We start from the raw sequence: 20679 nt of genomic DNA on the forward strand, positions 1-20679 counted from the left end.
CCCCATCGCTGAGGTAGCGACCGGGGACCTTGAAGAACGCAGCGACAGCCTCGCATTGGGCTTCGGTGAGCACTGACTTCCCCGCGAGCACGTCTCCCAATAGCTCGGGAGTAACGCCAACCGTCGGTGGCGTGTGCGCAGCAATTTCCTCGACGGTGCGCATCCCACCAGAGGGATCACGCCATACACACATGAGTTGCTGAAGTCGGTCCGCTTGCGTCATGCGTCCTCCCCGCGATCACGTTTGGCGTCCGGCATCGCCAGCCATCTACGCAGCGCAGCGCCTTCGTCGAGTTCGGAGTCCGCACGCTCGGCCAGCAGCGGAGCTACTGCGTCAACGACAATATCGCTACCAAGTCCGTGGGTATTCGCGGCCAGTAACTCCGTGATGAACTGACCATACAGCGGGGCCACTGCCTGGGCGAGGTCCTCGATAGCCTCGACCAGGTCGGAATCCTGGGCGCGGTCACTGGAAAGCTGCTGTAACCGGAATGTGGCGGCGGTGAGAGCAGCGACCTCGCCGTGGGAGATCGTGACCCCCGACGGTGCAAACTGCACTTCCGCCGTCTCTCGGGGAGTGGGAGTGCCTCCTTCAAGAGTGCTCGCTGCGCTACCGATCGTCCACTCCAGCGACCGGTCAAGAGCGTCGAGGATCTCGGGGGTTATCACCTCGGTGTCTCCGCGTTCGATTCTCACCATGATGGGCGCCCGCGGGCCGCCCCGGTCCCGGACTTGAATCAGGTTGAGCGAGAGCTCGGCGCGCCTCCTCCGTACCGCGTCGGCAAGTCGAGCTGTCATGTCCACAAGCCTAGGCCGGACACCTGTCAAGTTCTTTGTGGACAGGCCCAAAAGCAGTTAACCGCCCTGCCCGCCCTCACCTGCGGCAGCGATGACCTCGTCCGGGGTGATTCCCAGAGCATCAGCGAGATGGGGAACACTATGCGCCGCCAAGGGGCTGTCTCCACGCTCAATCGCCCCATAATGCGAGGTGGAAAGGCCAGCGCGTCGCGCGGCTTCACCTTGGGTCAAGGCTCGGAGCACACGCCAGTCAGCGAGAGTTCTGCCGGTATCGGGAATGTCGACCAGGTCGGCAACGGTAACGGTGCTCGAGAGCGCCGCACTCAACAGTTCTGCCAACCGACCCAACATATCCGCCTGAGGGATCTTCCGACCCCGCTCCCAAGCACGGACTGAGCCCGAACTCACCCCCAGTGCATCACCCAGCGCAGCCTGCGAAAGGCCCGCGCTGCGACGCAAATCGACAAGAACCTCGGGGGAGAAGGCATGGGCTGAGGCCCTTCCCATGTGCACTCCTCTGTCGCCGTCCTGATGTTTCCCCACGACTTTACGGTTGCGTCCTATAGTGACGTTGACATGCGCCCCGGAGGGGTTAGGGTGTCACTATAAAACGGCGACAGGGGTAGACCATGCACCAATCTCGGACCGCGCTCAGGGGAGCGCTCGTCGGAACCACCGCAGCGATTGTCGCGTTCGGAGGCGCCACTCTCGCCCTGGCCGGCACGCAGGCAGGTATCACCGAGGCCCAGAAGCCAGCGAAGGCGACGACGGCTCAGGCCGCGGTCGTGGAGGGTCAGGCGTCGACCACTCGGGCCACGACTCGTGCGACGCCTGCTCCCGCAGCAGCGCGGGCGAAGCCAGTGGCGCAGCAAGCCGGCATCTCCGCGGCCGTCGAGGTCAAGAAGGCGAAGAAGGAAGACAAGCCCAACCCTCGTCGAGAGCAAGCATCGGAGGCTGCCGCTCCGGAGGCTCCCGCGGTCCAGCAGGCGGTCGCGCCCGTGCAGCAGGCCCCAGCTCCGGTGCGTCAGGCACCCGTGCAGCAGGCCCCAGCTCCGGTGCGTCAGGCACCCCTGCAGCAGGCCCCGGCTCCCGTGCAGCAAGCCCCGGCTCCGGTGCGTCAGGCACCCGCTCCAGCTCCGGCGCCTGCTCCGGCGCCGGTCCAGCAGGCCCCGGCACCCGCACCGGGCCTCACGATCGACCTGGGAGGCCGCGGCGCGGTGACGCCTCAGGCCCCCATCGCCCCCAAGCAGCTCCACATCGGCTGACGGTCGCCCGACCGCCAGTGCTCACTCACACATCGAAGGAGAACCACCATGGATCCGATCTCGCTTCTCATCGCCGGAATGATCGCTAACACCGCCATCCCGGCCGCGGCCGCGTCTGCGGCACCCGCCGTGGCCGGTGCCGCCGCGGCGGTCGCCACCGCGCCCGCATGGGCAGTTCCCGCAGGAATCGTCGGTACCGGTGTCGCCGCCGGCGGAGGGTCGGCAGCGCTCGGCCTGGGCGGCGCGGTGGCGAGCAACCCCCATGCTGCAACGGGCGTCGAGAACGCGTTCCACGACGGCATGAACAACGCCAAGGACGCGGCCGCTGGGTCGATCAACGGCCTGGCCATCCCGGGCGTCCCGCCTATCCACTTCAACTGACCGCCACAGCCACCGAGGGCTTCGAGTGATCTAGGAGGGCAACGTGTCGAAAAAAAACAATGACGACGCGGACTCGCCGCTGCGGCCCGTCGATCCAGTAGGTGGGCCGGACGACGGGGCGGGGGAGCCCGACTGGATGGCTGCACTCGGTGTGGAAGCGGCCGCTGGCGAGGTGAAGCTGCCGCCGACGCCGGATCCGCCGCGTGCACCGGACGAGACCGAACCAGACCAGCCCTGGATGGGCCAGCTGGTGGGAGCTGGACCGGCTCAGGTGTCGGACGAGGTAACGCCGCCACCGTCCGGTGAGGACCCGGCGGCAGTGGAACCAAGAGCGGTGATAGCCCAATCTCGTCTTAGGCGTGATTGGGCTATCCCCGCTGCAATGACGTGTTTGCTCGTCGTACTGGTCTGCGGCGGCGGGCTGCTCGTGGTCAACAAATTCTCCGATGGGATGGATCAACCAGCGGACCTGTCCGCCGACTTGGCGGAGATCGAGGGTCGCTCCGGTGACCTCTCAACAGAGGGCACCGGGACGACGCAGGATGCGGCTTTCCAGTGCGAGGGGTCGGAGTCAGGCGAGACGGTGACCGGCGACGGCGCGGGGGACACCCGATCGGTGGCCGGCGTCGTCCTGGCCTTCCAGCACGCCTACTACTCCGAGCGCGACGCGAAGAAGGCACTGAGTCTGACGTCCGACGACTCACCACTGGTGAACGTCGAAGCCCTCCAAGAAGGGATCGATTCGGTCCCGGAGGGCACTGAGCACTGTGTCTCGATCACGGCTGACGGTGCGAAAGCGCAGGTGAAGATCACTGAGGCGCGGCCGTCTGAGACCCCTGAAACCTTCGTCCAACAGGTCACCACCAGTCGTGACGGTGACCGAGTCGAGATCGTCAGTATTGCGGCGGAGGAAGAGTGATGGCGGCCCCGATCATGGCTCAGAGTCGACGGGATGTCCCCGCAGGAGCGGGACAGGTTCGGCCCACGATTCAACCCCCGGCGTCGCATGAGTGTGTCGCGGTGTGGGACAGGGCGGTGCCCGCGAGCGGATCACCGGGTCTCTGGCTGTTGGGCGCGCATGGCGGCGCCGGGGTCTCAACGCTCTGCCGGTGGCTCAGCCCCGCGGGGGACGCTCAGGGCCGGTGGCCGGGCGGTCATGACAAACAGTCGCCGTTTGTGGTGCTCGTGGCCGAGGAGTCGGTGACAGCACTGACTAAGGCCCACGCCCTGGTGCGGCAGTACGCCACCGGAGGGGCCGGCACGCACGCGCGTCTGCTTGGCGTGGCCACGGTCGCGCGGGTGCCGGGCCGGCGGCCTCAGCAGGTCCGTCAGCGGCGAGACGTGCTGGCGGGGTTACTTGACCAGATCGACGGGGGCGCGTCGCAGATGTGGTCGGTCCCGTTCATTCCCGGTTTGACCACCGTGGCGCTCGATGAGCTGCCCGTCTGGTCCCTCGGGGAACCACCCACGACGAAGAAACGACCGTCACCGCGTGAAGCGGTGCCCGCGGCCGTCGCCGAACTCGGCACTGAACTTATCGACGCCGCGCGGACTCAGGTCGCGGCCTGGGGCAGAAGGTGAAAGAGCAGATGAACACGCCATTGCAACTTCTCTCGGCGCTGGTAGTGACGACCGTGGTCGTGTCAGCTGCCGGCCCTGCGGCCGCGCAGACCACCACCGCTCGGCCAGACACGGGCACCTCGACCACGACCACGACCACGACCAGCAGGGGCATCACACAGTGCCCTGCGGTGCACATGCTGCTGGCTCCCGGCACCTCCGAGACCTCTCGGTTCGCCGAGCCGAACAGCGACACCCACGGCTTCCTGTCCCAGCATCTCGTGCGGCCCGTGATGGCCGCGGTGAACGGAGGCAATATCGGGGACCTGTCCTCCGGGTTTGCGGCACTGCTCGACTTGCCGCCCGGGGTGCAGTCGCTCGCGGGCACCGCGGGAGAGGCGCTCGGCCGGTCCATGCAGGGACCGAACCGACAGGCTGCGCGAGTGTCGCGCACGTACGTGACCTACCCCGCGACGGTCGGGGGAGCGCAGCCGCCCGGAATGCGGCACCTACCCGAGAACTTCGGGGACACCACGCCCTATGCCGAGTCGATGAACACCGGTGTGGAAATGACGGAAGACCTGATGGCGACGGTCGCCGCGAGGTGCCCGGAAACGAAGGTGTTCCTTGCCGGATTCTCCCAGGGCGCAGAAGTGATCAGTAACGTCGCTCGGCGCACGGGCGCCGGGCAGAGCGTCATCGACCCAGATCAGGTGGCCGGCGTGGCGTTGTTCGCCGACCCGACCCGAGCGGGGGGCACGCCCCTGCACCCGGACGGTGCCTCGTCGGTGGGGCCCGTGCCGGGCACCTCCGGGGAAAACGTTCTGCGCGCCATTACGGGCCTGGAGACGCTGCCGACGGCGAACGCGGGAGGGCTGGGCACAGACAACACCGGCCACGTGGGCTTTGGTCAGCTCAGCGACCGCGTCGTCTCGTGGTGCCTGCCCGGGGACTACGTGTGTGGTCTGCCGGTCGAATCCAAGCTCGTGGCCGACATCGTGCCGCTACTCGAGACGATGTCGCTGGGCGACCCGGTCGCCGCACTCGAGCAGCTCGCGCGGATCCTCGACCGGGCGGTCAGCGTCGGAAACCTGTCCGAGATCGCTGACTTCAGCTTCGGCGGCACGGGCTTCTCACTTCGCCCCAGGGCAGCCAATCCCACGCCCGTGCTGAACAAGCGGGTCCAAGCAGCCACCGAGGAGACCACCAGCTCGCCGACGAGCCGGAGCGAAGCACCTTTGACGAGCACAGCTACGACCGTGGCCGATAGCGCCGTGCCTGAGGAGGCACCGGCTGCGCTTCCGGCTCCGGAGCCGATCGTCGAGGTCACACCAGCACCGGCAGGAGCCATCGGCCCGCCGGCCCCGATGCCTCCAGGGATCCCGGGTATCCCGGGTATCCCGGGGTTGCCGGGGCTGCCGCCCCTGCCGACACCGGAGCAGTTCGTCGGAACGGTTGTGGAGGTGGCCGCAGGGATCGGCGGGATGGCGCTTGGGGCGGCCATCACCGTCGCCCGCAAGACCATCACGCCGGAGAATCTTGCCCAGATCGCCGTGGCAGGAGTGACCGGTGGCCCCCAGGCCGCGGGCGCTGTGGCCGTGGCCAGGCTGTCCGACTCGGCGATGTCCCTACTGGAGCCGGGCACCGCCTCGGGCTATGCACGACAGACGCTGCAGATCCTCAAGGACGCCGGGGTGCCGGTCCCGGAGCAGGTGGAGCTCGCGGTGAGCCTGGCGGCGTGGCTGTCGACCAACGAGCACAACGCCTACGGAGAACGTCCGGTCCTGCCGGATGGGCGCAGCCCAGCCACAGCGACCCGGGACTGGGTGCAAGCGATCGCCGCTGATGTCACCGCCGACAGCGCGGACCCGCTCGCTCCGGCACCCCGCCAGACCCAGGTCGGACTCAGCGCTTTGGACTCCGTCGAGTTCAACCGTGACGCCGCTCGAGCGGCCCTCAACAAGGTCGGCCACACCACCGTTTCGACGTCGTTGGCTGCGAAGCCGGCGAGCACTACAACGCCCACCTCGAGTGCGGCGCTCACCTCTACCACCCTTGAAGGGAACTGACTGACCATGAACATCCGAGTGCTCGCACAGGGCGACACGTCCTTCATCAACAACATCACGCCCTGGCTTCCTGACTTTCTCTCCAGTCGCCTCACCGACGTCGCCGGGGTGGCGCTGGCGATCGGCATTGTGATCGCCGTCATCGGCGGCGTCATGGTCTTCGCTGGGATCGCGTTCGCCCGCCAGGACGGGCGCGGGGATCAGGTCTCCGGACGCCTGTTGTGGTGGGGCGGCGGAGTGGTCGGGCTGGGTGTGCTCATGCCGATTGTCGGCTGGCTGCTCGGATAGACGGCTAGCCGATGACAGCCCACACGCTCGCGCAGAGCCCACCCCCGGCCTCGCCGCAACCACTACCAACGGAGATCCAGGGGTTGCTGGCCAACTGGATCTCGATCGGGCTCGGCTTCGTAGCCGTGGCCAGCGTGGTGTTCATGGGCTGGGCGCTGGTGGAGATCAGCCAGGCCAGGGAGGTGGGCCGCGAGCCTAAGCAGGGCGTGGAGCGACTTCTCGTGATCGCCGTGGTGCTCATGTTCGCCTCGAGCATCGGCGCGGTCGTCTCGCTGATCTACACCCCGATCTGACGGCATTGAAGGAGCAGAGAATGCGCAGTCGCACACTGGTTGCCGCGGCGGGACTTGTGATGGCACTGACCGCGTGCAGTGCCGACGACGCGGGTACAGATGGGGCAGAAAGCGACCCGGACTTGACTGCCGCGCCCGAGGCGACCTGGTCGCAAATGGCCGGCATCGCCGTTCCGCGCGCTGACGAGTGCCCAGAAGAAACCGACCCGGTCGAACACGGTTATGCCCACACCCCCCAGTGCGCGGTGATCGCCGCCATGACTGGTCAAACGCTGCTGGCAACCACCGGTGACAACACGTGGCCGCAGATGGCGAGCACCATCCTGGCGCCGGGGCCTGGCAAGGACCAGTGGGCTCAAGCACGGGCCCTTATGTCGGTCGAGGGCCGCGTGCGCAATCCTGCAAAGTTCGTCGGCTTCCAGTTCACCGACTACTCGCACGATCGCGCCCAGGTCCTCCTGGCCGTGGAGTGGCCCGACGGCACGCTCACCGCTCAGCCGACGCAGCTCGCGTGGCAGACGGGCGATTGGAAGCTCGTCCTGCCGACGCAACAAACCGCCGTCGATGCCGTCGAACTCGACAACCTCGACGACTTCACCGAATTTCGCGCCGACCAGTAGGAGCTCAGCATGGACTCACAGCGACGAGGCCGACTTACCGCAGCACTGATCGTCGCGGCCGTGGTGGTCGTTGTGGCCCTGGTCGCCGCCCTCATCCTGGCGATCGCCACCGGCGACAGTGACGACTCGGGCAGCGTCGACGCTCCACCCGCCACGAGCGCGCAGGAGCCCACGGGGGAGACCGCTGCACCGTCGAACGACGAGACCACTGACGTTGACCTGGTTGGTCGCCAGGTCACCGTGGTCCCGTCCGCCGGCGGCACGCCGCGCGAGCAAACCGAGGAACCCGGCGCCTTCCCAGCAGGACAGGAGATGGTGGGCCCTCCCGAGGGGCTCGAGCTCCAGCGGGTCAGTAGCGGCACCACAGTCATGGTGTCGCGCTCGGACGGACCGACCGGGGTCGACGACGGGGTGATGACCGGCTACGCCCGCTCACCCGGCGGCGCGGCACTCCTGGCCAGCAACTTCATGGGCCTGGGCATGGAGATGGGTGCGGCATACGCGGACTTCGTCGCACACTTCCTGCCGACGATGGCAGCCGAAGACCCGGAGTTTCTGGACGAGATCCGGGCCCGCGGGGCATCCGTCGACGGCCGAGCGCTGATGGGAGCGCAGGGGTACAGCGCGCCGCGGTGGTTCAAGTTCGGTCAGTGCGACGAGAGCTTCTGCACCGTCGAGGCCGCAATGCCGTCGCTCTACGAAGCGGTTGGAGAGATCAACTCTCCCGATCCCAACGTAGGGATCCACGACCACCAGGTGGTCCGTGTGTCGATGAGATGGGTCGACGACCAGTGGGAAATCGTCTCGCCCCGCCCGATGACTCCAGTCACCGAGATTGACGGGTCGTGGTCCCGGTGGATCTGAGACCAGCACTGAAAGGCCTCGTCACCGTTGTAGTGGCCCTCTTCGTGGCAATCGCTGTTGCTACGCCTGCACACGCTCAGGACACCGGACAGAACGAGTTCCAGGAGTTCAACGAGGAGTGTCGTTCGGGCGACGGGGACGGCGGATTCTTCGATGGCGGTCTTCTGGGCGGCACCGGTGCCACCGACTGGCTCCGAGACTCTGCGCACGCTGGAGGCGCACGCGAGGCGCTGACCGCACTGCCCCGGGCGGCAACGTCCGGGGCGTGCATCGCGGCCGGCGCGGTGCAGCACCCTGGGGATGCGATCGAGGCCGCGGCGGATGCCGCATGGGACGGGAAGCTCGCCGGGATTGTGCGGGAGATCAAGGACGGCAACCCGGCGGTGATCGGCTACACGCTGACGCTGTGGACGAAGTTCAAGCTGAGCCCGGATGCGCTCGAGATGTCCTCGTCGGGAATCAACAATCTCGTTTGGCAGGGCGCGATCGCTGGACTCGCGTTGAGCCTCGTCATCGGTCTGCTGAAGGTGGCTTCAACGCGGCGGCAGGGGTCCGGGGAGGCGATGGAGGACGCGGCCGCGGCGTACGGCCGGTACTTGCTCTACGGGGCTCTGGTTCCGGCCCTGGCGATACCGGCGATCATGGCCTTCGACGCCTTCGCTGATCTGCTGGTAAACACCTACATCGCCGATTCTGGGGACTTCACGAAGATCACCGATGCGGTCACGATCGGCGAAGACATGAACCCGATCCTGGTGTTGGTGTTCGTGCTCATCTCGCTGATCGGGTCACTGGCGATGTGCCTGGCCATGGTCATGCGGATCATTCTGCTCCCCATCCTGATCGGGCTGATGCCGATCTTCGCGGCCTGGGCGATCGGGCGGACGGGGCGGTTCACCGTCGAGAACGCGATGGGTGTCCTGGTCGCGTTCGCGTTGCTGAAAGTCGCGGCCGCGTTCGTCTACATGTCGGCGGTGTGGGCGGCGCTGAACCTCGATGGGTCCGAGGAGAACAAGCTGGTCTCGCTGGTGCTGTTTGGGGCGGCCGGCCTGTGCGCCCCGGCATTGCTGGCAATCATCCTGCCTCAGATGAAAGGCCAGGCCGGGGGCTCGGCGGGCGCCCTGGGAGGGGCGGCCCTCGGGGCGACCGGTGCGGTCGTGGGCGGCACGATCGCCGCGGCGGCCACCGGCGGCGCTGGCGCCCTGGCGGCCGGCGGGGCGGCCGCGAGCGCGGCTGGCTCGGGCGGGTCCGCGTTGGGCCTCACCGGAGGGGGCAGCGGAGGTTCCGGGGGCGGTGCGTCTGGTGGGCGTGGCCCGTCCGGTGGTGGCCCGTCCGGTGGTGGTCCGTCGACTGGTGGCGGATCGCGTGGTGGATCCGGCGGAGGCGGCGCTGGGGCTCTCGGTTCTGGTCCCTCGACCGGCGGTGGTCAGCAGGTGGCCGGGGCAGGCCAGACAGGGGCGCGGATCGCGCGCAATGCGGCCGGTATGGCCGGCTCGGCCTTGCGGGCGGGCGGCGGGATTCTCGACGACTCGGTAGGCGCCCCGGTCAATCCGGGGTCGGCCTACCGGTAGGGGGAGCTGATGAGCGAGACGATGGCGCCGCAGACCGAGACGACCACCTACACCCTGGGCCGCAAGCGGGAGCGCAACTTCATTGGCCGCATCCCGGTCCGTACAGCCGTGGTGGGATTTGCCGGCCTCATGGCGTTCGTGGTGTCGATGCTGGCCCAGCAGGTGCGGTTCGCTCTGGTAGCCGCTCTGCTGGCCGTACTGGTGGGTGCCCTGGTGCATTTCCACCGGGACGGACGGTCCTTTGTCACGTCGGGCCGGCTAGTGGCCGCGCACGTGTGGCGCCGCATGACTGGGGAGAATCTCTACCTCTCGGGCCCGGAATCGCGGGTACCGGGCGGGCAGCGCCGGGCGCCGGGTCTGCTGGCGGGCACCGAGCTGCTAGAGGACGTCGATGCGAACGGGTACCGGTTCGGGGTGATCGTCAACCCTGCGGCCCAGCAGGTCACGGTGAAGCTGACCGGGCAGTTGTCGGGAGATGTGCTGCGTAGCGTCTCGGAGGCTGAGGCGACGACTGCGCAGTGGGGGACGTGCGAGGCGCAGTGGGCGCACAATCGGAATCTGCTGGCGGTGGTGGCGCGGCACACCACCAGGCCGTCGACGGGGATGCTGGCCTTGCGTGAGGTCGAGACCCTCGATTCGCCGGAGGCCCCTGAGGTCGCCCGAGAGATTCAGTTCGAGCGGGCCCGAATGCTGCAATCGGGTGGCCAGGATTACGAGTTCGAGCTGGCTTTCACGCTGAAGGTGCCGGTGTCGCATTCCCGGGACCGCCGGTTCCTTGATCAGCTCCGTTACGAGGTCGGTGCGTTCTATCGCGGCCCGCTGCCATGGGCGGGGATCAAGGCGCGACCCATGACGGCGGACGAAATCGTGGCCTCGACGCACAAGGCGTTCAATCCCGCGGCCGAGGAAGACTTCGAGGAGCTGCACATCAAAGGTGTGCCGCACCATCTGCCGTGGTCGGATGCGGGGCCGGCGGTGGCCAAGGCGACCGCGCGCGGGTATTTCCACGACGGCACCTGGTCGCGGACCTGGGAGATGGTCTCCGCCCCGCCGGCCACGTTCGAGAACAAGCATCTACGACCTTTGCTGGAGCAGCACTCGCGGATCATGCGCAAGACCGTCTGTCTGGTCTACCGGCCGTTCCCGCCGGGAGTGGCGCATTCGCTGGTCGAGGCCGAGCACCGAGACGCGATGGTCGGGGTCAACGACGGCAAGACGATCAAGTCCGTTGACGCCGAGCTGCGGTTGGAGGGCACGACGGCTTCACGTAAGGCCCTGGCCAAGGGAGCCGGGTACGGGCGGCGATCGATGTACGTGTCGGTGACGTGGTTGCCGGGCGAGGACGACCGGGCGATCGACGGTGATGTGGAGGCGCTGGCCAACCAGCTGAACATCCGGGTTCGCGAAATGCGGCTCATGCAGGACTCGGCGTTTTCGTTCTGCCTCGGTACTGGAGCCCTGCCGTTCGGAAGGAAGGACTGAGCGGATGTTGAACCTCAAGAGCCTATTTGGATCGACTCCCGATACCCGCCCTCGCCCCCTGCGCGGACTGGAGGTCAGTGAGGCCGTCGATGCCCGCGGCTTCCCCCAGGCGCTCGTCACCGACGCGAGCCGCCACCAGATAGCCGTGGCGAGCCTGGTTGATGATGCCGGGATCGTGGAGCAGGAGAGGGTCAGTGCGTGGACCCGTCAGGTGGCGGGCCTGGACCGGCTTATGGCCGGTTTCGCCTGTGACAGCACGACCTCAGCGCCTCCGCTGCTGGGTGGAGTGTTCTCGGCCGCGGACAAGACCGAGCGAAGCGACCTCACGGAGTTGGCTTCGATCGTGGCGGTCGACGCACCGACTCTGTACGACGCGGCCGCTCTCGCCGGCCTGCCGGCCCGGCCTGCACGCGAGAGCGAGATCGCCGGGCGCTGCGGTCACGTCCTGGACGCGGCGCTGCGGTCAATCGAGGATTTATCCGAGCTGACCTGGGACGAGTCGTCGCGCAGTGTCCGAGTGGGAAGTGTGGAGTGCGTCAGCTTCACGCTGTCGTGCTCGGATCCGGCCAGCGGAGCAGAGGCCAGCGCGGACGTGTCCGAGGTGCTGGCCGAGTGGGACGCCGCCGGCCACATCTGGCGTACCCGTTGGATGCGCCCGTTCGTCGATCCCCTGTCGGTCAGTGAGGTCGAGGCCGCCGACGGTGGACGGGTGTGGTCGACAGTGACCGTGGCCGGCGGACACGAGATCGCCCAACTGTTCTTGCAGGCGCTGCGGCCGCGTACCCGCCTGCGGGTGCGGCATGAGTCCGGGCGCCAAGGGGTGATGTTGGCCGCCAACCTGGGACTGGGTGTGGCGGGGTTCCAGCACGCGACGATCGAGACGGAGCTGCCGCTATGAGCATGTGGAGAGCAGAGGAGGCCACCGCCGACTACGGCGAGCTGTTCCGGGCGATTCTCGACGGGCAAGAGAAGTACCCGCTGCCGTGGACCCGCCGAGGGCGGGCCCTAGGCAGATGGCAGAAGGCCAACCCGGATGAGGTCGGGCGGATCAAACACGAGTCGCTGGCCCGGCATGGTGTGGCCCCGGTGGTCGGAGAGGATGCGTGGCCACGAGCCGGGGCGCGCGGCTTTCGCGCCCCCTTCGCCGCCGGGATCGGGTCGGGTCTGGTGCGATCGGTCACTGCTCCGAACGAGTTCATGATGGCCACCAACTACGCCGCCGGGTGGAACCCCAACTCGGTCGGCTCGCCGTCTCCGATGATCGGCCCGCCGATCGGGCGGAACCTGCTCGACGGCAAGGACCTCGGCTTCGACTGTCTGAGCTGGCTAGAGCAGAACCTGCTGTCGACGCCGTCCGCGTTCTTGATGTCGGTGCCCGGGCTGGGCAAATCCTCGCTGGTGCGGCAGATCCTGCTCGGACACTCGGCCCAGGGGCATGTACCGATCATCCCCAACGACCTCAAGGGGGAGTACGTCCCCCTCGCGCTGGCGGTCGACGGGCAGGTGATCCGGATCGGGCACGGCCTGGACCGGATCAACCCCCTCGACGCGGGCGCTCTGGGTTCGGTGGTGCCGGTCCTCCAGGAGGCGATCGCCACCCACACCGGGGACACCGACGCCGATCGGGAGAGGCTGCGCATGTTGGAGCAGCAGCTCCATCGAGCCAAGAAGGAGGTGGCCGCCGGTCAGCGCCGCATGATCGAGACGCTGGTCTCGCTCGCCCGGCAGGGTCGAATGGCCGACTACGAGTCCGCGGCCGTGGCCGTGGCACTGGACGACTTGTACGCCGAGGACGGCCCGGACGGGCGCAGTCGCTGGGTACATCCGCCGGAGCTGACAGACCTGATCGCCATGCTGCAGGCAGGGTCCCGGCAGCTGCACCAGGTCACCGTCTCGGCGTCGGACGAGGAGTACCACGCCACCGTCCGGCCGCTGCTGCGCAGCCTGTATGCGATGCAGCACGGTGTGACCGGGGAGATCTTCTCAGGGCAGACCACCACGCCCATCGACGTCAACTCCGCCGCGGTGGTGATCGACGTGTCCGCCCTGGACGACAACGACGAAACCGTGAAAGCCGCGGTGATCATGGCGTGCTGGTCGGCGGCAGCGGGCGCGGTGACGGCGTCGAAGATTCTCGCCGATGCTGGCCTGCGCAAGCGGAAGCTGTTCGCCTATACCCTCGACGAGCTGTGGGGCACCCTGGCCGCCGCGCCGGGGCTGACCAAGCATGTTGACGGTCTCATGCGTCTGCTGCGAACAATGGGCTGCGCGGTGTACCTGGTCACCCACGGGTCCAAGGATCTGGAGACCCTGCCGACCGAAGCGGATCGCAACCGCGCGATGGGGTTCATCGACCGGGCCGGGGCTGTGATCTGTGGTGGGTTGCCGGCCGACGAGCTGCGCCTACTTGGCGGAAAGCTCCCCTTCACAGCGCGGGAGATCGCCGAGATCACCTCATGGTCACAAGGGGCCTCACCAGACCGGGAACGCTCTGCGGATGCCCCTGTGCCGCCGGGCCGCGGGTGTTTCATGATCAAAGCCAGCAAGAGCACCGCGCCCGGCATCCCGTTCCGCACCGACATCTCGCCACTAGAGACGAAATGGCGACTACACGACACCAACGCCGCGTTCGAGGACGAGTGGAAGCGCAAGTCCGCGCGAGCCGGGGGACTGGTCAATGCCTAGTCCCGCCGGGGGCTACAGCCCCGAGTTCAAGGAAGATGTCGTCGATCGGTTCGTGGGCTACTTCAGCGCCTCGTCCACCCTGTCGTCTGCGGCCGCGAGCGCGGCGCGCGACTTCGGTGTGGCGACCTCCACGGTGCTCAGCTGGGCCGAGGACCAGCAGCGGATGCCGCGTCCGACCTGGGGGGAGATTCGGCGCCTGCGCGCCGCGAACGCGCACCTGTCCGCTCGGTTGCGGGAACTGGAAGACCGGTGACCCTCAAGGGGCCGGTGCTGGCGCTGGTGATCGTCCTCGCGGTCGCGTTCGGGTTGACCATCGTCGTCTCCTCCTTTATCGAGGACGACGACCGGTGCGCACCGACCGGAGGGTCCAGCTCAGCGGCCGGCGGAGTCCCCGATGGGGACTACTCCAAGCCCATGAAAGACGGCACCTACCAGGTCTCCTCGGGCTATCGCTCAGCCGATCGCCCCGACCACCGGGGCATCGACTATGCAGCACCCGTGAACACTCCCATCTACGCCTTCGCCGACGGCGTGGTCACCGAATCGGGCCCCGCCTCGGGATTCGGCAACTGGATCGTCATTGACCACGAGGGAAATGGTGGGGACGGCATGTTCTCCACCGTCTACGGGCACATGCCAGCGGACGACCTCAGGGTCAAGGCCGGCGACGCGGTCAAGGCCGGCCAGCATATCGCCGGAGTCGGCAACGAGGGCCAATCCACGGGTGCCCATCTGCATTTCGAGATCTGGGCGGGAGGCCGCTACGGCGGCCAGGACGTCGACCCGGTGCCGTGGATCGACAAGGCGACCAATCCGGGCGAGGCCGGCCAGAGGCCCGCTCCCGCACCGACACCGAGAGAACACATGGATCGGGGTACGCGCGGGGGAGAGCTTCCACCGTCGGATGTGGTGTCCGAGCAGAACTTGCAGGTCGACTCGATCCGCGTGGCCCGGGCCGTCGCCCAGAAGTTCTCCGAGGTGCAGACGATCGGGGGATGGCGCCCCAACGACCCCTTCCCCGACCACCCGTCAGGCAGAGCCGTCGACGTGATGATCCCCGACTACACCAGCGGTGCGGGCAAGAAGCTCGGCGACGAGATCGCCGACTACCTGTTCCGCAACAAAGAAGCGTTCAACATCGAGTACTTGATCTGGCGCCAGCAGTACATTCCCGCCGAAGGCCAGCCGAGCCAGATGGAAGATCGGGGCACCCCGACCGAGAACCACTTCGATCACGTGCACGTGACCGTGGCCGGAGGGGGAATGCCCACCCCGGGCCAGAAGTACGGTCCCGCCCCGGAGGGAGGTGGTCCCGGTGTCGGCGCCTCCACCGGTGAGTGCGTTCCGGACGGTGTCGGCGACCACGGGCGCGCGCTGAACGACGGCGAGATCCCGGAGGAGCTGCGCAAGTGGATTCGCCTCGGCGGGCAGGTGTGTCGCGAAGTGGATTCACCGCTGCTGGCGGGGCTGCTCTATCACGAGTCGATGGGGTTCCAAGCTCGGGCTGTCTCGCCAGTGGGAGCGCAGGGCTATGCGCAGGCGATGCCTGCTACCTGGGCCTCTCGAGGGGCGAAGGTCGACGAGAACGGCCAGGTGGCCGGTCCGCCGGGCTCTGGATCGCCCTCCGATCCCGCAGACGCCACGATGTTCGCGGCCCGCTACCTGTGCGAGATCGCCGAAGGTCAGCGGGAGCAGATCGCCTCAGGTCAGCTCTCCGGGGATCCGCAGACGCTGATGCTGGCTGGGTACAACGCCGGCCCGGGCGCCGTCCAGCAGTACAGCGGGGTTCCGCCGTACGCGGAGACACAGAAGTACGTCGTCATCGTGCCCGCAGAAGCGGCCAAGTTCGCCACGACAGCAGGGTAAGGAGCAGTGGCCATGGAAGCAGAACAACGACGCCTCTTGATCATCGCGGGCGTGATCGCCGCAGGCGTGGTGGCGGTGTGTGTGGTGGTGACGCTGGTGGTGGTGATGCTGCGGACCGGAGGCGACGAACCCGGCACCGACGCCCATCACGTGCACGCAGAACCGACAGAGACCGCGGAAGGAGCCGCGAGAGCTGCCATGCGGCAGATCTTCACGTGGCGGCCGGCCGAGCAGGCGGGCCCCTGGGACGCACTGCACGCGGCCGCGGACACGCTCACTGGGCCACTGGCCGAGGCGGCGGCCGAGCGCCCGGCCTCAGAGCCACTACCAAGACAGTGGGCGGCGTGGGCGGCGTCCGGTGACGTCGTCGTGGGAGCTGTGGAGCTCGCCAGTGATCCGGTTGACCCGCACGCCCCCCGGGCCGAGGTGCGTCTGATCTTGCGGCAGGTGGTTCAACACGCCGACGGCGACACGACGCCGCTGCCGGAGATGGCGGCGCAGGTGGTCGTGGTCCGTGAGGGACACACCTGGAAAGCCGCGCAGTACCGACTAGAGATGACGAGATAGGGGCACATCATGGCTGGCAACGACAATCCGAGGAACACCCGAGTTTCGCAGTTCCGACCCGAGCACGTCGTGCTGCTGATCATGCTGGCCGGGTTCGTGGCCATCAACGTCTCGGTGTGGGCGGCGCATCGGGCGGCGGTCAAGCTCGGCGGCGCCGAGCCACCCAGCCCGTTCCCGATGGTCGGCGCGATCGAGGTCCTGGCGCGTGACTCGGTGGCCTGGTCCTCAGCGGCGACTGCGCTACTGGTGACCCAATGGCTGGTCGTCGTGGTGATCACCGCGGGGATCATCATCGCTCGCCGGCGGTGGCGACTGCGGCGCACCGGCGGCACGCAGTCGCGCATCGCACACGCAACCCGGCAAATGGCCTCGACCAGCGACATCGCGACCCTGTCCCCGCGTGCGCGTAAACGAGAGCACCGGGACAACAACCTGCCTCACTGCGGCTGGTACGGCGCCTATCTGGGCCGGGAGTGGAGCACCGGGCAGGTCCTCATGTCGGGCACCGAGGACAACGTGTTGAACCTGTGGGCGCCGCGAGAGGGCAAGACCACCAGCAAGGCCATCCCGGAGATCTGGAACGCCCCCGGTCTGGTGGTGGCCACGAGCTGCAAGCGCGACCTCATCGACGAGACGATCCAGCTGCGTGAACACTTCGGCGAGGTGTGGGTGTTCGACCCACAGAATCTGGCCCCCGGCGCCAGCGCAGACAGCGGGTTCTTCTTCGACCCGCTCGACTTCGTCCGGGCAGCACGATTCTGGGACGGCTCGGCGCTACGCCTGGCCGAGATCTTCGAGGGCGCCACCACGGCGCGTTCGGCAGTCTCTGGCGATGCCGGCGAGAATGCGTTCTTCTACCAGCAGGCCCGCGACCTGCTCACCGCGCTGTTCCTGGCCGCAGCTCTGGGCAACAAACCGATCACCGACGTGTACAAGTGGGTGTCCGCGCCGGGCGCCGGCGAGCCCCTGTCGCTGCTCGCCGGCAGCACCTACGAGGCGCAGCACGACGACCTGAACGCGAAGTACTCGCTGACCCCACGCACCCGTGACGGGGTGTTCTCGGCCGCGAAAAACTGCATCGCGTGCCTGGGATTGGCCGAGGTTCGGGAATGGCTGACCCCGCACGGCCACCGCCGGCGTTTGGATGTGACCGCCCTGGCCCACGACGACCGGGCCACGCTGTACATGCTCACCGAAGAAGACAACCCCGTGGCCCGCCCCATTTCCACGGTGCTAGCCATCCTGGTCAGCGAGGCGTTGAAGAAGCGAGCCTCGCAGTTCGAGCGGGATCGACTCCCGGTCCCGGTGCTGATGGTGCTTGATGAGATCGCCAACGTCGTGCGATGGCCGAACCTGCCTGAAGCGCTATCGACCTACGGCTCCCGCGGGATCCTGTTCGACATTTTCCTCCAGACCTACGCGCAAGGGGAGGAGATGTGGGGCCCGGTCGGAATGCGCAAGCTCTACGCCCTGGTGGCAATCAAAGTCATCGGGCCAGGACAGACCGAGCCGGAGTTCGCACAGATGGTCTCCACCCAGGTCGGCACCTACCGCGAGATCGAGCGGTCGGTGTCGTACTCCAATGGCAGCGGTTCGAGTTCGCAACAGGTCGGCGGCGACAAGCCGATCTTGTCCGTCGACGAGATCCAGAACCTGCAGAAATGGCAAATGATCGTTATCGCCAAAGGCCGACGGCCGATGCTCGCGCGGATGATCCCGGCCACCCAGCAGGACTTCTCACCCGCCACGCGTGAGCTGCTCGATCGCCTGGAGAGAGGACAGACCGGTGTCACTGTGGACTGATCTCGTGCGGGCCGCGACGCCCAAACCGTTGCAGAACCAGATGCAGTCCCTTGCCGGCGACGCCTTGACCGGCTACGCCGAGCACCCAGGGCTGGGGGTGGCGCTGCGCCGAGCGGCACACCGCGCCGCCAAGCGGTACTCCGTCGAGGATCTGGGGATCCCGTCGAACCCGCGACATCCCACTGTGTACGACTTCTTCGACGACTATCTACGCCCCGCCTACCAAGTCCAAGATCGCTCACAAGCCAACGCCTGGTGCGGCAAATGGTGGGCCCATCAGAGCGTGGTGATCCGTGTCCGGGCGATGTGGCGCAGCTACGAGTACCTGGCGGTGACCGATCCCATGCGGGCCGACGAGATCTTCCTACGCACCGTTGGCGATCACCACATGCGGATCCTCCTCGGACCCGAATCGCCGATGGCCTCGTGCCGAAACCACCACGAACCCTCCGAACTCCTGCGCTCAGAACCGATGGAGAAGACACAATGAACAGCCAGAATCGCGAGCAGCACATGTCGATGCTTGCCCGAGCCAGCCGCATAGCCGGGCGTCAGGGCGGTTTCCGCGAACGCACCCACTACCTGACGGCCGCCGAGCTGCGCACGGTTCCCGTCACCCGGTTACTGAGGGAAACGGCCTGGGCCGATCGCCCCGACGCCTCCGAGCAGTGGAGAGATGAACGCCGGCAGATCGTCGCTGACGAGTTCGCCCGCCGGGGCTTCGAGACGGCGGCCGCGGACGTCTGGCATCGGTGGGAGCCCGCCGACTACGACGCCCGCGCCCTCCTGGAGGAACAGCGCCGACTCCAGGCCGAGCGCGAGGCCACCCAGACGCAGGACAGACAGGCCGATCGAGGGCAGGAAATGACAGTGCTGTGGGCGGTGTCAGCGCTGGTGACGGCCGGTGCGGTGACTGAGCTTGTCGACGGTGACGAGGTCATGGAGCGAGTGAGTACAGCGTTGTCGCAGGCGTGGGACGGCCTTGAGAGCGACCCCGCAATCGGCGGCGAGCTGGACATGTCCACAGGGGCGGACCTCTCCGCCAGCCTGAGCGCCGCCTCTGCGCCGGCCACTGCGGAGACCGCCATCGCACCCGAGATCGCAACGGCTTCCCCGGAAGTCGACGTGGAAGCCGACCTGTAGTCTCGACAGTTCGGAGCCCCTACGTCAGATCTTCAGCCGACACAGGTGCTCCGCGCTTGCTCGACATCTGGTTCACCAGCAGAGCGAACGGACAGAGGCGCACCATTCTGCCGATACGCTAGGGAGGGCCAACAAGCAACGACTGGCCTACGAGCGGAGGGGCATTGTGACCAAGCTCTTCACTCGTGGTTATCTCAGACAGTTCATGGCCGACCGGCTGAACGGTGTTATCTCCGGCCTCGATCGAATGGGAGAAGATGAGGCCCTTCGTCGCTCAGTCGATGACCTCGTGACTGAATTCGTGGCCCGAGCACATCTTGAGCCCCTGACCATCGGTGACGAGCCAATCGATGGCGGCGTTGCGGAAGGCACAGTCGACGTTCCGGACAACTTTGGGCCACCCGGACGAACTGTTCGCCGCCCAGTCTTTAAGGTACATGCCGTCTACGAGTTCTCGGGTGACCTGAACCTTCTCCATTACATCCCCTCGACCAGTGTTGCCTTCGTCGAGATGGAAGCTGATGTCGACAGTCGGCAAATGACGCTGACTGTGCGCACAACCGTGTCTGCCCAGGGTGAACTGAATCCAGCAGCAGTGAAACGGGCGTACGAGAGCGAGATCGGTCAGATTCGCAGGAACGTAGAGCACGCAGCAAAAGATGTCGCTGCCTTCAACACCACCCTTGAAGAGTGCATAAGGCCTCTGGTGGTGCGGCGAAAACACCTGTTACAGAGCCGACGAGACTTGTCCGGAGCCCTCGGTTTTCCCCTACAAAAACGGCATGATGCACCGTCGCCGGTCCCGCTAGCGCGCAAGCAGATCGGTACTGCACGAACCCAGGCATCAAGAGTGAACACGCCTTACGAAGACGAGCCTGCGCTGACCGCGGCCCAATATGAGGACGCGATCGTGGTTGTCAAGTCAACGATCCTCGCGATGGAACGGACTCCCTCAGTAGTCGCGCACAAGGACGAGGAGGCGATCCGCGACCAGATCCTGGTGCAGTTGAATGGAACATTCGAGGGAAACGCCACTGGTGAGACTTTCGTGAAGAATGGAAAGACGGACCTCCTCGTCCGCGTTGGCGACCGGCACGTTTTCGTAGGGGAGTGCAAGTGGTGGACGGGGGAGAAGTCGTTCGGTAGCGCTATAGATCAGCTACTGGGCTACCTCCCGTGGCGCGACGAGAAGGCCGCCCTAATCGTGTTTATAAGACAGAAGGATGCTTCCGCGGTCATCCGCAAGGCAGATGGAGCTGTTCGCGCACACGCTTCGTTTAAGCGCAGCGGCGCCACGGCGGACGATCCGGGGCTTCGTCTCAATTATGTTCTTGGACACCCGGATGACCAGGAGCGAGAGATCAAATTAGCCGTGCTATTTGCTGTCTTCTCCGCTTCCAAGTCTGGAACTAGCCCCTAGCCTC

General features: G+C 67.0%; 22 protein-coding genes. 20 read left to right on the forward strand and 2 right to left on the reverse strand.

Annotation, left to right across the window (positions count from 1 at the left end; genetic code table 11):
* Positions 1–219: 219 nt before the first annotated feature.
* Entirely contained in the window at positions 220–798 is a 579-nt protein-coding gene (locus tag Q2K20_RS16980; RefSeq protein ID WP_146193813.1) for a hypothetical protein, read from the reverse strand.
* A gap of 57 nt (positions 799–855) precedes the next feature.
* A complete protein-coding gene (locus tag Q2K20_RS18240; protein WP_081615145.1) occupies positions 856–1305 on the reverse strand; it encodes a helix-turn-helix domain-containing protein in 450 nt (149 codons plus the stop codon).
* Between the two features lie 122 nt (positions 1306–1427).
* On the opposite strand from Q2K20_RS18240, the gene Q2K20_RS16985 reads away from it, so the two are divergent.
* The 20 genes from Q2K20_RS16985 to Q2K20_RS17080 all read left to right on the forward strand — a co-directional run bounded on the left by Q2K20_RS16985 (position 1428) and on the right by Q2K20_RS17080 (position 20675).
* Complete coding sequence (locus tag Q2K20_RS16985; RefSeq protein WP_317177001.1) at positions 1428–2063, forward strand: hypothetical protein; 636 nt, start codon at positions 1428–1430, stop codon at positions 2061–2063.
* A gap of 48 nt (positions 2064–2111) precedes the next feature.
* Positions 2112–2444, forward strand: a complete 333-nt coding sequence (locus Q2K20_RS16990; protein ID WP_109148968.1) for a hypothetical protein — start codon at positions 2112–2114, stop codon at positions 2442–2444.
* A 43-nt stretch (positions 2445–2487) separates the two neighbouring features.
* Positions 2488–3363 (forward strand): hypothetical protein, encoded by an 876-nt coding sequence (locus tag Q2K20_RS16995; RefSeq protein WP_317177002.1) that lies wholly within the window; start codon positions 2488–2490, stop codon positions 3361–3363.
* 257 nt (positions 3364–3620) lie between these two features.
* Positions 3621–4025, forward strand: coding sequence for a hypothetical protein (locus tag Q2K20_RS17000; protein ID WP_187700301.1), 405 nt, complete (start codon positions 3621–3623; stop codon positions 4023–4025).
* A gap of 8 nt (positions 4026–4033) precedes the next feature.
* Positions 4034–6073, forward strand: coding sequence for a cutinase family protein (locus tag Q2K20_RS17005; RefSeq protein WP_317177003.1), 2040 nt, complete (start codon positions 4034–4036; stop codon positions 6071–6073).
* Positions 6074–6079: 6 nt separating this feature from the next.
* Positions 6080–6361, forward strand: coding sequence for a hypothetical protein (locus Q2K20_RS17010; protein ID WP_069388982.1), 282 nt, complete (start codon positions 6080–6082; stop codon positions 6359–6361).
* 11 nt (positions 6362–6372) lie between these two features.
* Complete coding sequence (locus tag Q2K20_RS17015; protein ID WP_069388983.1) at positions 6373–6654, forward strand: hypothetical protein; 282 nt, start codon at positions 6373–6375, stop codon at positions 6652–6654.
* Between the two features lie 20 nt (positions 6655–6674).
* Positions 6675–7274 (forward strand): hypothetical protein, encoded by a 600-nt coding sequence (locus Q2K20_RS17020; protein WP_109148971.1) that lies wholly within the window; start codon positions 6675–6677, stop codon positions 7272–7274.
* A 9-nt stretch (positions 7275–7283) separates the two neighbouring features.
* Complete coding sequence (locus Q2K20_RS17025; RefSeq protein WP_317177004.1) at positions 7284–8138, forward strand: hypothetical protein; 855 nt, start codon at positions 7284–7286, stop codon at positions 8136–8138.
* 32 nt (positions 8139–8170) lie between these two features.
* Entirely contained in the window at positions 8171–9709 is a 1539-nt protein-coding gene (locus Q2K20_RS17030; RefSeq protein ID WP_317177005.1) for a hypothetical protein, read from the forward strand.
* Between the two features lie 21 nt (positions 9710–9730).
* On the forward strand, positions 9731–11191 hold the full coding sequence (locus Q2K20_RS17035) for an SCO6880 family protein (protein ID WP_317177006.1): 1461 nt from the start codon (positions 9731–9733) through the stop codon (positions 11189–11191).
* Positions 11192–11195: 4 nt separating this feature from the next.
* Entirely contained in the window at positions 11196–12089 is an 894-nt protein-coding gene (locus Q2K20_RS17040) for a hypothetical protein (protein WP_109148975.1), read from the forward strand.
* Positions 12086–13876 (forward strand): ATP/GTP-binding protein, encoded by a 1791-nt coding sequence (locus tag Q2K20_RS17045; RefSeq protein WP_256821440.1) that lies wholly within the window; start codon positions 12086–12088, stop codon positions 13874–13876. The genes Q2K20_RS17040 and Q2K20_RS17045 overlap by 4 nt, the downstream gene beginning before the upstream one ends.
* Complete coding sequence (locus Q2K20_RS17050; protein ID WP_069388795.1) at positions 13869–14129, forward strand: hypothetical protein; 261 nt, start codon at positions 13869–13871, stop codon at positions 14127–14129. The genes Q2K20_RS17045 and Q2K20_RS17050 overlap by 8 nt, the downstream gene beginning before the upstream one ends.
* The gene (locus tag Q2K20_RS17055; protein ID WP_317177007.1) at positions 14126–15742 is read left to right on the forward strand and encodes a peptidoglycan DD-metalloendopeptidase family protein; all 1617 of its coding nucleotides are present in this window, start codon (positions 14126–14128) and stop codon (positions 15740–15742) included. Before Q2K20_RS17050 ends, Q2K20_RS17055 begins: the two co-directional genes overlap by 4 nt.
* A 12-nt stretch (positions 15743–15754) precedes the next feature.
* Positions 15755–16309 (forward strand): hypothetical protein, encoded by a 555-nt coding sequence (locus Q2K20_RS17060; RefSeq protein WP_317177008.1) that lies wholly within the window; start codon positions 15755–15757, stop codon positions 16307–16309.
* 96 nt (positions 16310–16405) lie between these two features.
* On the forward strand, positions 16406–18112 hold the full coding sequence (locus Q2K20_RS17065) for a type IV secretory system conjugative DNA transfer family protein (protein WP_317177009.1): 1707 nt from the start codon (positions 16406–16408) through the stop codon (positions 18110–18112).
* Positions 18096–18602, forward strand: a complete 507-nt coding sequence (locus Q2K20_RS17070) for a DUF4913 domain-containing protein (RefSeq protein WP_109148979.1) — start codon at positions 18096–18098, stop codon at positions 18600–18602. The genes Q2K20_RS17065 and Q2K20_RS17070 overlap by 17 nt, the downstream gene beginning before the upstream one ends.
* Positions 18599–19255: a hypothetical protein gene (locus tag Q2K20_RS17075; protein ID WP_109148980.1), complete on the forward strand. Its 657-nt coding sequence runs from the start codon at positions 18599–18601 to the stop codon at positions 19253–19255. The genes Q2K20_RS17070 and Q2K20_RS17075 overlap by 4 nt, the downstream gene beginning before the upstream one ends.
* Positions 19256–19421: 166 nt before the next feature.
* Positions 19422–20675: a hypothetical protein gene (locus tag Q2K20_RS17080; RefSeq protein WP_317177010.1), complete on the forward strand. Its 1254-nt coding sequence runs from the start codon at positions 19422–19424 to the stop codon at positions 20673–20675.
* The last annotated feature ends 4 nt before the right edge of the window (positions 20676–20679 follow it).

Origin of the sequence: Dietzia sp. IN118, from assembly GCF_032905965.1 — a bacterium.
GTDB classification, from domain to species: Bacteria; Actinomycetota; Actinomycetes; order Mycobacteriales; family Mycobacteriaceae; genus Dietzia; species Dietzia kunjamensis.

What these genes read in the sequence shown, in the direction of transcription:
- Q2K20_RS16980 (WP_146193813.1), bottom strand. Translation starts at nt 798, where the DNA reads ATGACAGCTCGACTTGCCGACGCGGTACGGAGGAGGCGCGCCGAGCTC.
- Q2K20_RS18240 (WP_081615145.1), bottom strand. Translation starts at nt 1,305, where the DNA reads ATGGGAAGGGCCTCAGCCCATGCCTTCTCCCCCGAGGTTCTTGTCGAT.
- Q2K20_RS16985 (WP_317177001.1), top strand. Translation starts at nt 1,428, where the DNA reads ATGCACCAATCTCGGACCGCGCTCAGGGGAGCGCTCGTCGGAACCACC.
- Q2K20_RS16990 (WP_109148968.1), top strand. Translation starts at nt 2,112, where the DNA reads ATGGATCCGATCTCGCTTCTCATCGCCGGAATGATCGCTAACACCGCC.
- Q2K20_RS17005 (WP_317177003.1), top strand. Translation starts at nt 4,034, where the DNA reads ATGAACACGCCATTGCAACTTCTCTCGGCGCTGGTAGTGACGACCGTG.
- Q2K20_RS17010 (WP_069388982.1), top strand. Translation starts at nt 6,080, where the DNA reads ATGAACATCCGAGTGCTCGCACAGGGCGACACGTCCTTCATCAACAAC.
- Q2K20_RS17015 (WP_069388983.1), top strand. Translation starts at nt 6,373, where the DNA reads ATGACAGCCCACACGCTCGCGCAGAGCCCACCCCCGGCCTCGCCGCAA.
- Q2K20_RS17020 (WP_109148971.1), top strand. Translation starts at nt 6,675, where the DNA reads ATGCGCAGTCGCACACTGGTTGCCGCGGCGGGACTTGTGATGGCACTG.
- Q2K20_RS17025 (WP_317177004.1), top strand. Translation starts at nt 7,284, where the DNA reads ATGGACTCACAGCGACGAGGCCGACTTACCGCAGCACTGATCGTCGCG.
- Q2K20_RS17035 (WP_317177006.1), top strand. Translation starts at nt 9,731, where the DNA reads ATGGCGCCGCAGACCGAGACGACCACCTACACCCTGGGCCGCAAGCGG.
- Q2K20_RS17040 (WP_109148975.1), top strand. Translation starts at nt 11,196, where the DNA reads ATGTTGAACCTCAAGAGCCTATTTGGATCGACTCCCGATACCCGCCCT.
- Q2K20_RS17045 (WP_256821440.1), top strand. Translation starts at nt 12,086, where the DNA reads ATGAGCATGTGGAGAGCAGAGGAGGCCACCGCCGACTACGGCGAGCTG.
- Q2K20_RS17050 (WP_069388795.1), top strand. Translation starts at nt 13,869, where the DNA reads ATGCCTAGTCCCGCCGGGGGCTACAGCCCCGAGTTCAAGGAAGATGTC.
- Q2K20_RS17060 (WP_317177008.1), top strand. Translation starts at nt 15,755, where the DNA reads ATGGAAGCAGAACAACGACGCCTCTTGATCATCGCGGGCGTGATCGCC.
- Q2K20_RS17075 (WP_109148980.1), top strand. Translation starts at nt 18,599, where the DNA reads ATGAACAGCCAGAATCGCGAGCAGCACATGTCGATGCTTGCCCGAGCC.